Below are 13,448 nucleotides of genomic sequence, written 5' to 3'. Positions count from 1 at the left end.
TATATCAATGGCTTTACGATTTATCTCATAATACAAATCGGATCATGAGTGCAAAATAAACGTTTTTCTGTTGTAAGGGATTGTTTGTATGCCATGGACTTTTTCTCACCCAGCAGTGGTGTTTCCATTAAAACAATCTAAGCTTGGTCGATGGCTTAGTTTACCAGCACTAATTTTGGGGAGTTTAAGCCCAGATCTGCTTTATTCTTTTGGGCTGTATCAAATAGCGGCACAAGCCCATCATGTCGTTGGATGGTTTTATACGGGACTGCCAATTTGCTTGATTATTTATGTTGTGACTTATTGGATCCGAGTTCCGTTATCAAAGGTGGTACCATTTCAGTTTCCCCAAAATTGGCGGTGGAGCGCAAAAAATGGCGCCATCCTGATATTTTCATGTTTTCTCGGAGCGCTAACACACATTATTTGGGATTCATTTACTCATGATACAGGCGCTGTTGTTCGTCATTTTACATTTCTTAAATCAAATTTAAATATTATGACGGATAGCCAAGAGATTGCTATTTATAAGCTATTGCAGCATGCGGGCTCTTTATTCGGTGCACTGTATCTGTGTTATAAATACTGGCAGTACCATTATCGACAAAGCCAAGAAAATCAATGGGAAAATATTCATAGACTTAAAAACCTTTTTGTTATTGCTATTATTTCGGCCTTTTTAGCGGCACCGCTCGCGTACTATTTAGTGCCCAAAGAGCCACATTTGCATATTAACCGGTTGGTCTACCTCGAATTAACATTAGCGGTTCCATTTTTCTTTGGTTTATTAACTGTGTTTGCCTTATGGAAACAATATACCCTCATCACCGTGAACGAAAAGTAAAAGTGCTATGTAAAATAAAACTCACCTTGCTGTTATATCTTGGTAAGATAGCCTTTAATATTGTAGTTACGGGGTAACTTTATGTTTATTTGGGTAGATGCTGACGCCTGTCCGAAAGTGATTAAAGAAGTGCTGTACCGCGCGGCAGATCGCGAGAAAGTTCAGATAACGTTCGTCGCTAATCAACGGTTAACCGTTCCTCCTTCAGCCTTTTTGCGTACCTTGCAAGTTCCAGCAGGGTTTGATGTGGCAGATAATGAAATAGTACGTCGTGCACAATTGGGTGATTTAGTGATTACTGCTGATATTCCTTTAGCGGCGGAAGTGATGGAAAAAGGCGCTATTGCGTTAAATCCAAGGGGAGAGCGCTATAGTGAAGCGACCATTCGTGAGCGTTTAACAATTAGAGACTTTATGGATACGATGAGGGCAAGCGGTGTACAAACAGGGGGACCTGCAAGTCTAAGTCAACGTGACCGGCAACAATTTGCAAATGAACTAGATAAATGGTTATTGCAACGTAGGAAAGCATTAACTCAATAATGGTTGGGGTTTATGATGTCACCTTAAAGCCGTTAAAACCGTTCTAAGGTGACATGTCATATATATTCATTACGGTACTCTTATTATCCGAAGATCAGTCGTCACTGTCTAATTTTGGTTTACAGGTGTACACCCAAGCTGGTGGAAAATTTAGATAAACCCTCTTTTTGGTAAAAGAAAAGTAACGTGAGAACATGGACTCACACCCTTGAGTATATTGAAATAATATAAGGCTTCCGTTGTTTTTTATTAACCTCTCTTGTACCTTTTTGAGAATTTTCATCCCCATCTTCTTTCTTAGTGAACGAAAAGGGATCCCTGAAATAACAATATCATAATCACCCGATAGATATTCTGCTGAGCAATGATGAATTGTTGTTCGATGATCGTCTATCTTCTGCAAAATTTTAATGAAATCATTATTGATTTCATAGAGTTCTAAATATGCTAACGATGACATTCGTTGCAAAATATATTGCGTTATAACACCGTTACCCGCACCGATTTCTGCGATTTTATAACTGTTTCTCCAATCAATATTGTTGAGCATGGTATTACATAACCAACGAGAAGAGGGCAAGACAGTTCCCATCTTAGTTGGCGATGCGATAAAATTTTTCATATAAAGTGGATAGTGATTTATTTGGTAAAAAAAAGATATTTTCATATTGTGTACCTATAGTAGGGTTTTTTAGGCTCTTATTTATACCGGTAGACCACATTCACTACAGAATTTCGCTTCTTTATTTAAGATTGAGTTGCACTGTTTACATCGCATAATATTTTGATATTGCTGATTAACATCAGAGTAGCTATCGCGATTTTGATATTCATATTGGTCATGTTGGCGACCATGTTTAGAATAACCGCCATGACCTGAATAACGCCCATGTTTTGAATATCGAGAATGCTTGCCTAAGCCAAATAACCAACTGAGAAATGACATGATACAGTCCTCCATCGTTGAACAGGTTTATACTATAAACCTTGGATATAGCACCAAGCTCAATAATTTTTATGCATAATTACAATTAATTACACTGAAAATTTATTTAATAACAAAATTTGACGCTAATAGTTAAATCTCTATAAGAAATAAGAAAGATAAAATATGAGGTAGGCTTAATGGCAGGAATAGATTAATTTTATATCAGTGTATGGCGTACATATTAGGGGGCATTATTTAACTTATGCATATGAGATATAAAGTCTCAAAGCGCTTATTGTAAAACAGTTATAAGCGCGAGAGAAATTAAGCGCTGACGCTATTAAGATGTTGGGTTGTCAATGTGTTCTGTACTGTGGTTATTGGCCCTCATGATTTGGGCGGTGATGAACATATTCAATAACTGTGCCATCGGGATGAACTGCATTAAAAGCCCTTCCGGTTGGTACATCTTGTAGTGGGAAAATAATTTTCGCGCCTTGTTCGACTAATTTATCGTAATAAGGTTGCACATCATCAACGAGGAATGTCGTATGAGTACTCGTAAAGGGGGCCAATTTGTCATCTGGCCCTTCAATGATCAAGAAAGCACCTACCATGGCAAGACGCAGTTGGTGCTCAGGGAAAGGGAAAAAACCGTCTATAGTGACTTGTTGCAGTTGTTCATAAAACGCAATGCTACTTTCTAATTCACCTTGCTTCACGAAAACACGAGCCATCACACGTGGGGTAGTTAAATGCTCGCTTGAAGGGTGCTTGCGCCAAAGTTGTGTTAATTTCATTGCTATCATTTCCTTTTTGGGATCCAGCCACTTTGAAAATACAAGCAAATTAATAAAATATCGAGGGCGTTTTGAGTCAATTTTATTCTAATATCTATCAATAAGGTATAAGTTACCCATCGATGTTATTACGCTATTGAGAATGGCAGATGAGCAACATTTAAATAGATTTAAGATGTTGGATTTTATTGTTAACTATAAGTAAAAAATTGGTTGGTATTATTTGCCTTAGTCTTTAAGAGAATTCCAAATTAAATCCCCTTAAACTTAAGGTATATTTTTTAATTTTATAACTAGTTATGTACAATGAATAGACTAACCCTACAAAAAGAACAGTATTCGATCTCTGTCATAAGACAGTCGTTATACTGGATGACATCAATAACAGAATGGACATTGACAGAAAAAGACACTACGTATGAGGTGTCCTTTAAAGACTGTAATGATGATACTTTATTTCAATTTAATCGCCTATTGAATGATTATACTTTAAGAGAACAGATTGATATAAAGACAAGAGATATCAGAAGCTCGATTATGAGTAAAGTATTGGCCAGTATTGATGAGCGTTTATCTCAATGAATCTTTTACCTTTTAATTTTGAAAAAATAAGTGAAGAAGATTTTTTCATAAGTAATCTTGCGGGGTATTCGACCACGCTAAAGTCTGAAAATTTTTTTGAGCTAGTTAACGAACATGCAACATCGAATGAACAACTAAACAAAGAACTAATAGAAAAGCTATTTATTAGCAATAATGTTTTGTTAGCAGAGAAGATGCTTTCTTCAGCACTTGGAAAAAAAATAACAAATGAGATCAAATTTTCTCCTATTTTTATGATAGTACCGACTCTCAGATGCGATCATACGTGTAAATATTGCCAAGTTAGTCGCGCCTCATTATCAGCCAAAAATTTTGATCTTAAAGAAGAAAAAATCCCTAAAATAATATCATTAATAAAAAAGCTTTCATCTAAACCATACAAAATAGAAATTCAGGGAGGGGAGCCTCTACTACGTTTTGATTTAATAAAAAAAATATATCAAGAAGCCGTGATAGTACTTGGGGAAGAAAATATTGAATTTGTTATTACATCAAGTCTATCTTTGCTTAACGATGATATGATTGATTGGTCTATCAATAAACCTATCTATTATTCGGTTTCTCTTGATGGAACGGAATCTATCCATAATAAGAATAGAATTTTACCCAATGGCAATTCATTTCAACTCGTTGAAAACAATATTAAAAAATTACAGAAAGCGCTTGGTAAATCACATGTTGCAACAGTGACCACAGTGACAAAAGCTTTACTTAACTCCCCACATTTGTTACTGGATGCACATCAATCGTTAGAAATATTCGATATTTTTATTCGGCCTATTAGTCCTTATGGATTCGCTAAAAACAAAGAGGATTACACTATTGATGAGTATCTTGCTTTTTATTCCAAACTATTAGAGCTTGTTCTTGAAAAAAATAAGCAAGGAATTCCATTTGTCGAACATTCTGCTGCAATCCACATTAAAAGAATAAATAATCCAAATTTTGCTGGATACGCAGATTTGAAATCACCTAGTGGATTGATTTTCAATAGCTTACTATTTAATTATGATGGAAAGCTATATGGTAGTGATGAGACTAGAATGTTACAAAAAGTCCATCCTGATATTGATTTCTCCATTGGAGATATAGAGCAGCTTATATTTTCACAAAATCCTATCTACCATCAATTGCTGTCTGACTCACTGAATATGCTCCATGTCGGATGTGATAATTGTGCGTATCAACCTTTTTGTGGCGTTGACCCATGCCAAAATATTAGCCTATTCGGTGAGCCTATCGGTAATAAAAGCTTATCGCGTTTCTGTTTATATCATAAAGGTATGTTTAATCTCTTATTATCTAAAATAATAAAAAACAATGAAGATGCAAAGATTCTAAAGGAATGGTCTTATGCCTAACGTTGTAAGAAATGATCAATTTATATTACTTGAGCCAATTCCTGCTGGATATTACCAGCTATATAAGGACCAGCTATCTAGCCCTGAGTTTTATTTTGATAATATCCTAGTCGTTAAGGAAAAGAGTGCAGAATACCATACTGCTGGAGTGAAACATGTTATAGCGGATGAAACATTATATCATTCAATCGAAAGTGGTGATATTGCTTCTGTAACAATGAACAAAATGAGAATTATTCTTTCTAGAAAAGCCAATCATAATACGCTATTGCTGACAGAAAGATGTAATAACTTATGTTTATTCTGCTCTCAGCCACCTAAGAATATATCCGATAGTTGGTTATTAGATGTTGCTACACAAGCGTTAGCTGCATTTAAATTAGAAGGAGTTATTGGAATTAGTGGCGGTGAGCCTTTGCTTTATGGGATTGAATTTATTGAGTTTTTGGAGCGTATTAAAAATAATACGCCAAAAACAGCATTACATATTCTGACGAATGGCAGAGCATTTAAAGATTTAATGTTTACAAAACAAGTAGCAAATATTGCAAAAGAGCTTCCTATTACTTTTGGGATCCCGCTATATTCAGCCTCAGCAAGTATACACAATAAACTAGTATCAAGTGATGGTGCATTTGAAGAAACAATATCAGGCATTATCAATGCTGGTAACAGTGGATTAAACATAGAATTAAGATTTATTCCTACAAACTATAATTATTCAGATCTATATGCTGTTGTTGAAATGGCAGGACGTGTTTTTTCAAACATCAATCAAATTTCAGTAATGAATTTGGAAGCGACAGGGTGGGCTCGTAAAAATTGGAAATCGCTTTACGTAAATCCTGAGACCTATCTTGAATCACTACAAAAAGCGATTGATATCGCAGAAAGATCTCAATTACCTATTGTATTATTTAATTATCCCCTCTGTCATATCTCACAGGATCTATGGCAGTATAGTGTTCAATCAATATCTGATTGGAAGAATTACTATCCTGATGATTGCCTTCACTGCAAAATGATGGGCGAATGTGGAGGGTATTTTAGTTCATCTTATGGTCAATACCACCAACCACCGAGAGTTATAGTATGAAAAAATGGAATTTAGCAGCATTATTACCTGGGTTTCTTGTGCTAAATAATCAAGTATTTGCAGACTCTGCGATTACGTTTAAAAATGAACAATCTTATCAACCCGATGATCTTATTTTTGCTCCTTTAAATACTGAAACGCCAATATATATTGCAGGTCATCGAAGTCATAGTTCACATCGAAGCCATCGTAGCCACAGTTCTCATCGTTCTTCCTCGGGTGGTGGTTATTATCGTTCGGCTCCTGTAACACCATCTTATTCGGCTCCAGCGACAAATAATCAACAGCGTAATTTATCTGGAAATGCACAAAATTCAGCTAACAAAAATGACTATGCAGCAAATATTAGGCAATCAACACTAACAGCAGAACAACGTAAAAGATTGGTGATGCGGGTTCAATATGCACTTTTTGAGAGAAATTATTTTGATGGGGTAATAGATGGTGTGATGGGGCCTGCAACTAGAAACTCGATAACGCGTTATCGACAAACATACGGGTTACCGCTTAATGTGTTTATAGATGCAGAACTACTGAATTCCTTGGGAATATATGCATCAAACTAATCAAGGCTAATGTTGCCATGTAAGGATATTTAATGAAGGGCTATTTTCTTTTTATATTAACATTCTTTTTTTCTGGCATCGTATATGCTGATGATTACCTCTACAATTATCGTTATGGTACAGGTTCACCATATGGGTATAATTATGATGTTTCTGGAACAGATGATTATGGTGAAAGTGTCAGCGGGAATATTGATATTCAAGGGAAATACGGAACAGGTATAATAACTAATTCAGATGGTGAAGAAGTGGATGTTGATGTTGAATGGGATGGTTATGGCGAACTTATCGCTGAAGATGCTGATGGCAATAGCTATGAATTATCAGTTGATTAGCCTAAGATCCAACATAACAGATATTAACTAAATATCACTCAGTGTAAACATCGTATGTATACGATAAACAATGATAGCAGTTACCATTTATATCCAACACCGATGGTATAGTTGGTATTGTTAGAATCACCTTTATCTGCATTGATTTTTTCTCTAATAATACTGGCATTCAAATTTAGTCCATCGGTTAAGTGATACATCATGCCAAGTCGAGCATTTAAATCGAGGCTCACATCATTATTAAATCCTCGACCAATACGACCTTTGGTGTAGATGCTTATTGTTTTAGCAAATAGGTATTGGTTAAAATCCCAAGCCAATGACCCTTGCATATAATTATCATTGACCCCATTGCGATATGTCATGTGTTGATAACTGAGAAGGCCAGTAAATGAAAGCGAACTTAGCTCGGTATTCCATACTTGCCAACCAGGGCCTGTGCCAACACCACCTTTGGATTTTATGTCTTCGATCCAATCATGTTGATAATTAAGTGAGCCACGCCAGAAGAAAGATGGATTAATAAAATAGTCTAATTCATAACCTAAATTGTAGTAATAACTACTGACGTTATGGTCATCTTTATTCCGGAGCATTGCACCATTTAATCCATGGCGCCAATCTTTCGCCGATATTTGCATATTGGCATCGAATGAATATTTCTCGCTGCTTGAGGCCCCTTTATTATAGGTAGCGCCTGCATTTATTCCACCCGTGATTTTTGTTTGTTTTAGGGGAGTACCCTCTAGTTTTTTACTTAAAACCAAATCATCGTTAATTCTCATTTTTTGATGCTTATCACCACTAATTAGGATTATTTCGCCTTCTTTTGACGCTTCAATAGCATCGATTTGTTGCCATTTATCTGGAGAACGCAGTTTGATAACGACCGGTTCATCAATATCAAATGTCTTTATATCATTTAGTTTGACCCTTAATTCTCCAGCATAACTGGTTTTAATAAGCACCTTATTATCATCAATAATACTTATCATTCCTGACAGCGAATCTCCATTTTTCAAATAGATATTATCAGCATAAGCAGAGGTTGTAATTGAACCTATAATTAAAATTGCTAAATATCGCATTAAATTAAACCTCATGCTGTGCTAGTGATATCAATCACTTAACCGTAACGCCGATAAAATTCGATATCAATAGCCTTTACTCAACTAGGCGGTATATTTATTTTCATTTACTAAAGTATAAATTTATTTAACTCTCAAAGAGGGTGAAAAATAAATATCACTTAAGTATTTTTTGGTTTGGCATTAATAAAAATCCCATTGGTTTGCTTTTAAAAAATCACGGGTATTTATCAAGCTAGGGTCAATAAGGCCATCAGAAAAAGAATGATTGATATCGTAAAATTGATCTATATGACCACCTTTTTAGCAGTTTGAGTGCTATATTATTAACTCCTACGCGATGACAGAGGTGAACCAATGAAAATGTTAACGCTGCAAGAAATGACCGATGCTCAACGGGTTAGAGTAAATACGCGGCTCGGTCAAGAGAGAAAGAAATTGGGGCGTGAATTAACTAATGCGGAGCACAGTAGGGTAAAAAATGAAATTGTTGCTGAAATATCAAGGGAAGTTGAATTAGCAGCGAAAAAAGCGAGGGCACAAAAAAGGAAAGACAAGTTAGCTGCTAGTGATGAAACATACAGTTGGTCAACACATAACCATCGGCGAGGTTTCCGTTAACTGTACTACCTTGAATTGACCAATAGAACTTATTACTACTTACAGAGGGATGAGATTGGCTCTGTAAGTAGGCTCATTTCTTTTAAAACGCATTAGCGGTAAGCCACTGTAAAACATCCTCATAGCAACCACGATATATAATTCGATCTTGTTTTTTCTCGAGTTGATAGTGGTACATTGGGTCGTAATATTCATGAAGTAGGGGGCATAACCAAGCAAAATGGGCCTCTGTTGAGCCGCTTTTTTGTTGTTCGATTAATGCGCTATCTAGCAAGGTGCTGAGTTCTGCCGCGCGTTGTGTACCTAAACGACGACGAATTGCCGATATGCCATGATGCAAGTATTCACTGTAAGCCTCCCAGCCTTGCTCTTCACCATAAGTACTTAAAAAGTCGTGAGTCATACGATCAAAATACTCAGCTTTAAGCCGCTCTAAGCGTAATTCAAATGGATCTTCAACGACCACTAATGATGCTTGTGCCATTTGGGTACGTAAAGGTTGAGGGAGGCTATTTGCACCAATTGCACGGCCTTCATCTTCGATGACCCAGCGGGAATATTGTTGTGATTTTTTCAGCAGTTCAACAGCAAGATGATTTTCAAATGTAGCTTGCGAATATTGCTGTTGTAGTGTGCGACCAAAAGAAGAGCCTCTATGATGAGCGATACCCTCAAGATCAATACCATCGGGCAGTTTACGTACCATTGTTGTTTTTCCACTACCAGTACACCCACCAATAAGGACAATCGGTCGTTGTACTAACTCTTTTGTTAACTCAATAACTGTCTGTCGTAAGGCTTTATAACCACCAACAATTAATGGGTATTCAATACCGATTTCACGTAGCCATTGCTGAACAATGTGTGAACGCATGCCACCTCGAGCACAGCAGATATAGCCTTGGGGAAATTGTTGGCAAGCTTTATGCCATGCAGCTAGTCGTTCTGAGCGAATGGCACCATTAACCAATTGGTGGCCTAATTCGACCGCTTTTTTCGAACCTTGCTGTTTGTAACAAGTCCCAACGGCTGCACGCTCTGCATCATTCATTAAAGGCAAATTATGAGCTGCTGGCATTGAGCCTTGTTTAAATTCAATAGGCGCGCGAACATCAATTATTGGTGTATCTGTGGCTAGGATCTGTCGAATATTTTTCACTAAAGGAGTTAATTCCATAATAAAAACGGTGATATCAATCCAATCGAAGCGACTACTATACTCCCATGTTGGAATGAAGGCACGCAATCATAAGGTAGGCTCTTAGACAATCAGCCAGCCACATTAGTGACGCTGTCACATTTGTTATGCTATTTTGTATTTTAAGAGATCTTTTCTAAGATCAATTTCACTATTTCTTCTAAGGGTAACATACCGTCAATAATGTAATCACTGTCGTTTTTTCTCTTTTCTGCATCGCAACATAAGAAGGCCGCGAAACTATTCGCTGATATTTGCAAAAATTTCATGGCGAATTGCGTTTTGGCGGTTCCGTAAAATGCGTCGAGATAAAACGATATCTAATGGGGTTTCTAAAAGAAGGCATATGAAATTTTATTAGCTAATGCAGGATGTGCTTTTGCAAAAGGGTAACCTAAGAGGATGTAATTAAATTTACCTTAAGCAATTTTGTCATCAATACAGTGGATGAATGGTGTAATATCCCATTCATCATAATTTCCACCACAAGTAATCCAATCATCAATATCTGACGAGTCGGTTGGATAATCATAACCGTCAGCAACTATGAGGGCGTATTTTTGCTAGCCCTTGTGTTTTTGTATCATATAAACGCCATAGAAATGATTTTTTTGAGTTTTTACTTTGCAAGCCGCTCTTCACATTGAGATTTTATTGTAAGAATAAAATCTTCGATTGCTTTTGAGTTTGAAACATCAAAGGTCTCACCGGTTAAATAGGTTCGTTGTGCCGCTGACAACAATTGATAGTGTGAGGGGGTATTAATCCTATGTAATAACCAATCCGCAGCCTCTGATTTGGAGGCAATTTTTTGTGTCGACAAGGTATACAAAATGCGTGCTAAGGCGAGAATAATATTACATTCATCATGTTCCCAGTCGTCCTGAACGTTCCATTGTTCTAGTGTCGCTTTTAGCGCTTTTGATAAATCACTGAACGGAATAGGCGGAAAAGAGTGAGCAGCATCGTTACCTAGTATTGCAATGCTGTGCTGGTGAACTTTAGTCAGTAAAATAGCGATATCAGGGTCGATTTGAGGCGGCTCAAATATCCCTGAAACAATATCATCTCTAAGCCACTCGCCAAATTGTAATTCACGGCGAGGAGGGTAATGCCATTTCTTAACTGATTCATTAAGTAAGACTGTTACCTCTAACGCGCGTTGTTTTGGATCGGAACCTGGCCAAGCCGAAACCGTTAAAAGTTCGCTCATCAATTGTTGACGTTGCTGCTCTGAAAGAGGGGTATCGACAGTAACGAGTAAGTCAATATCACTAAGAGGTTTTAGGCCACCATGTAATGTGGAGCCATAAAGGTAAATACTATTTAGTATCTCGCCAAGGTGTTTGTCAATGAGCTGACAGGCGGATTTAACTTGTTGCAGTATGCTAGTATCAATATGTTCAAAATTCATATTAGTTTTAGTGTCTTTGTTATTAATTTTATCAACAGGATCATACACTAATAAGTCATCAACAAATCAGAATATGGCAGAATGAGGATTTGGGTAATTACAGTATTACATTTTCAAAATACTGGCGCGTTTAATACACGCCCATGCTACCACGAGTAGTACAAATAAAAAATTTTACCTTTGAAAACCTGTGATATTTTCAGAGTTAATAATTTTGTCATGTATAATAAACAAAATAAATCTTGCATCAGACCGATCGGTCTATTACATTGTCGATATGAACAGAAAGACTGAACATGATACCCGGGAACATCTTCTTGTCACTGGTGAGCACCTTTGTCTTCAGCGTGGTTTTACTGGAATGGGGCTAAGTGAGTTGCTAAAAACGGCAGAAGTACCAAAAGGGTCGTTTTATCATTATTTCCGCTCTAAAGAAGCTTTTGGTGTTGCGATGTTAGAGCACTATTACGCCGGCTATCTACAAAAGTTGGTGAAGCACTTCGAGCATGGAGCAGGTAATTATCGTGATCGTTTACTTGCCTATTATGGAAAAATGTTAAACAACACTTGCCAGTTTGATCATACAACAGGCTGTTTGACGGTGAAGTTATCAGCAGAGGTATGTGATCTATCAGAAGATATGAACATTGCGATGGATCAAGGTGTGAGCCAAGTCATCGCGCTACTGGCACAAACACTGGAAAATGGGCGTGATGAAAAATCACTGAATTTTTCAGGGGAGTCGCTATCTATCGCACGGGTTCTTTATTCTTTATGGTTAGGTGCAAATTTACAGGCAAAAATATCGCGTAGTAATAAGCCGATGGAAAGCGCACTGGCCTATGTGGAAAAAATGATTGCAGCGCCTGAAAGTTAATAGGCGTTTTTATTTACTCAATTACTAGTCGACCGGTCTAATCTGGAGCTTTTATGTCACAGAAAAAACTATTTACACCTCTTAAAGTGGGTACACTAACCGCACCAAATCGTATTTTTATGGCACCACTAACCCGTTTACGTAGCATTGAACCCGGCGATATTCCGACTCCATTAATGGGGGAATATTATCGCCAACGTGCCACCGCTGGGTTGATCATTTCAGAGGCGACTCAAATTTCTGCACAATCAAAAGGCTATGCCGGAGCTCCAGGGCTACATAGCGCCGAGCAAATCGCTGCATGGAAAAAAATCACTTCAACGGTTCATGAAGCAGGAGGGCGTATTGCTGTTCAATTGTGGCATACCGGGCGAATTTCTCATGTTAGCCTTCAGCCTAATGGGTTAGCTCCCGTCGCACCTTCAGCAATAAGTGCAGGAACACGGACATCATTACGCGATGAAAATGGCCGCGCTATCCGTGTCGATACATCCATGCCTCGTGCATTAGAAACAGAAGAAATTCCAGCGATCGTTAATGACTTCCGTCAAGCGGTTGCTAATGCACGGGAAGCAGGTTTTGATATGGCTGAATTGCATGCTGCTCACGGTTATTTACTGCATCAATTTCTCTCTCCATCCGCGAATCACCGTACTGACCAATATGGTGGAACAAGGGAAAATCGTGCTCGTTTTCTTTTAGATGTTGTTGATGCCGTTTGTGCGGAATGGGGGTCTGAACATATTGGGATCCGTATCTCACCTATAGGTACATTTCAAAATACCGATAATGGGCCGAATGAAGTTGACGATGCCCTGTATCTCATTGAAGAGCTAGACAAACGTCATATTGCCTATTTGCATCTGTCTGAACCTGATTGGGCGGGCGGTCAACCATATACTGATGATTTCCGTCAAAAAGTGCGTGAACGCTTCCACGCTGTGATCATTGGTGCTGGCGCTTACACTACAGAAAAGGCAGAAAATTTAATCGAGAAAGGGTTGATTGATGCTGTTGCATTTGGTCGTGATTTTATTGCTAACCCTGATCTCGTCGCTCGCCTTAAAAATAAAGCTGCACTCAATCCTCAGCGCCCTGAAAGCTTTTATGGTGGTGGCGCAGAAGGGTATACAGATTATCCATCTCTCTGAGTATTAATGTTGATAGCGGCGAT

Annotated in this window: 16 protein-coding genes; 10 read left to right on the top strand and 6 right to left on the bottom strand. The window is 37.7% G+C overall.

The features are described from left to right. Positions 1 to 88: 88 nt before the first annotated feature. On the top strand, positions 89 to 844 hold the full coding sequence (locus I3B46_RS10990) for a DUF4184 family protein (RefSeq protein ID WP_104873487.1): 756 nt from the start codon (positions 89 to 91) through the stop codon (positions 842 to 844). Between the two features lie 81 nt (positions 845 to 925). Next, positions 926 to 1,387 (top strand): YaiI/YqxD family protein, encoded by a 462-nt coding sequence (locus tag I3B46_RS10985; RefSeq protein ID WP_004919887.1) that lies wholly within the window; start codon positions 926 to 928, stop codon positions 1,385 to 1,387. Positions 1,388 to 1,481: 94 nt separating this feature from the next. On the opposite strand, the gene I3B46_RS10980 is transcribed toward I3B46_RS10985, so the two are convergent. The 3 genes from I3B46_RS10980 to I3B46_RS10970 form a co-directional block, all read right to left on the bottom strand. Further along, positions 1,482 to 2,054, bottom strand: coding sequence for a class I SAM-dependent methyltransferase (locus I3B46_RS10980; protein WP_004919889.1), 573 nt, complete (start codon positions 2,052 to 2,054; stop codon positions 1,482 to 1,484). Positions 2,055 to 2,090: 36 nt separating this feature from the next. Continuing rightward, positions 2,091 to 2,333, bottom strand: a complete 243-nt coding sequence (locus I3B46_RS10975) for a zinc ribbon domain-containing protein (protein ID WP_004919892.1) — start codon at positions 2,331 to 2,333, stop codon at positions 2,091 to 2,093. A gap of 359 nt (positions 2,334 to 2,692) precedes the next feature. After that, complete coding sequence (locus I3B46_RS10970) at positions 2,693 to 3,115, bottom strand: VOC family protein (RefSeq protein ID WP_036940287.1); 423 nt, start codon at positions 3,113 to 3,115, stop codon at positions 2,693 to 2,695. A 306-nt stretch (positions 3,116 to 3,421) separates the two neighbouring features. On the opposite strand from I3B46_RS10970, the gene hxsD reads away from it, so the two are divergent. The 5 genes from hxsD to I3B46_RS10945 are packed head-to-tail and all read left to right on the top strand — an operon-like array spanning position 3,422 to position 7,076. Further along, on the top strand, positions 3,422 to 3,697 hold the full coding sequence (gene hxsD / locus I3B46_RS10965) for a His-Xaa-Ser system protein HxsD (RefSeq protein WP_004919898.1): 276 nt from the start codon (positions 3,422 to 3,424) through the stop codon (positions 3,695 to 3,697). After that, entirely contained in the window at positions 3,694 to 5,079 is a 1,386-nt protein-coding gene (gene hxsB / locus I3B46_RS10960; RefSeq protein WP_104873488.1) for a His-Xaa-Ser system radical SAM maturase HxsB, read from the top strand. The genes hxsD and hxsB overlap by 4 nt, the downstream gene beginning before the upstream one ends. Continuing rightward, positions 5,072 to 6,175 (top strand): His-Xaa-Ser system radical SAM maturase HxsC, encoded by a 1,104-nt coding sequence (gene hxsC / locus I3B46_RS10955; protein WP_104873489.1) that lies wholly within the window; start codon positions 5,072 to 5,074, stop codon positions 6,173 to 6,175. The genes hxsB and hxsC overlap by 8 nt, the downstream gene beginning before the upstream one ends. Continuing rightward, positions 6,172 to 6,741: a His-Xaa-Ser repeat protein HxsA gene (hxsA, locus tag I3B46_RS10950; RefSeq protein ID WP_104873490.1), complete on the top strand. Its 570-nt coding sequence runs from the start codon at positions 6,172 to 6,174 to the stop codon at positions 6,739 to 6,741. The genes hxsC and hxsA overlap by 4 nt, the downstream gene beginning before the upstream one ends. Positions 6,742 to 6,773: 32 nt before the next feature. Continuing rightward, positions 6,774 to 7,076, top strand: coding sequence for a hypothetical protein (locus I3B46_RS10945; RefSeq protein WP_004919911.1), 303 nt, complete (start codon positions 6,774 to 6,776; stop codon positions 7,074 to 7,076). A gap of 80 nt (positions 7,077 to 7,156) precedes the next feature. Here the strand turns inward: I3B46_RS10945 and I3B46_RS10940 are convergent, their stop codons facing one another. After that, a complete protein-coding gene (locus tag I3B46_RS10940; protein ID WP_040133142.1) occupies positions 7,157 to 8,164 on the bottom strand; it encodes a DUF481 domain-containing protein in 1,008 nt (335 codons plus the stop codon). Positions 8,165 to 8,521: 357 nt separating this feature from the next. On the opposite strand from I3B46_RS10940, the gene I3B46_RS10935 reads away from it, so the two are divergent. After that, positions 8,522 to 8,785 (top strand): DUF3811 domain-containing protein, encoded by a 264-nt coding sequence (locus I3B46_RS10935; protein ID WP_014658383.1) that lies wholly within the window; start codon positions 8,522 to 8,524, stop codon positions 8,783 to 8,785. A gap of 82 nt (positions 8,786 to 8,867) precedes the next feature. On the opposite strand, the gene mnmH is transcribed toward I3B46_RS10935, so the two are convergent. After that, a complete protein-coding gene (gene mnmH / locus I3B46_RS10930) occupies positions 8,868 to 9,962 on the bottom strand; it encodes a tRNA 2-selenouridine(34) synthase MnmH (protein WP_004919920.1) in 1,095 nt (364 codons plus the stop codon). Between the two features lie 640 nt (positions 9,963 to 10,602). Then, a complete protein-coding gene (gene aadA36 / locus I3B46_RS10925; protein ID WP_174822199.1) occupies positions 10,603 to 11,397 on the bottom strand; it encodes an ANT(3'')-I family aminoglycoside nucleotidyltransferase AadA36 in 795 nt (264 codons plus the stop codon). Positions 11,398 to 11,674: 277 nt separating this feature from the next. Between aadA36 and I3B46_RS10920 the strand changes: the two genes are divergently transcribed. Both I3B46_RS10920 and I3B46_RS10915 read left to right on the top strand, forming a co-directional pair. Further along, positions 11,675 to 12,274 carry a TetR/AcrR family transcriptional regulator gene (locus tag I3B46_RS10920; protein ID WP_104873491.1) on the top strand — a complete coding sequence of 200 codons (600 nt, stop codon included), beginning with the start codon at positions 11,675 to 11,677 and terminating at the stop codon, positions 12,272 to 12,274. 53 nt (positions 12,275 to 12,327) lie between these two features. Then, the gene (locus tag I3B46_RS10915; RefSeq protein ID WP_104873492.1) at positions 12,328 to 13,425 is read left to right on the top strand and encodes an alkene reductase; all 1,098 of its coding nucleotides are present in this window, start codon (positions 12,328 to 12,330) and stop codon (positions 13,423 to 13,425) included. Positions 13,426 to 13,448: the final 23 nt, after the last annotated feature.

The organism is Providencia sp. 2.29 (assembly GCF_015832305.1).
Classification (GTDB): domain Bacteria; phylum Pseudomonadota; class Gammaproteobacteria; order Enterobacterales; family Enterobacteriaceae; genus Providencia; species Providencia stuartii.
Note: the sequence above shows the minus strand (reverse complement) of the source record. Positions and strands in the feature narration are given on the sequence as shown.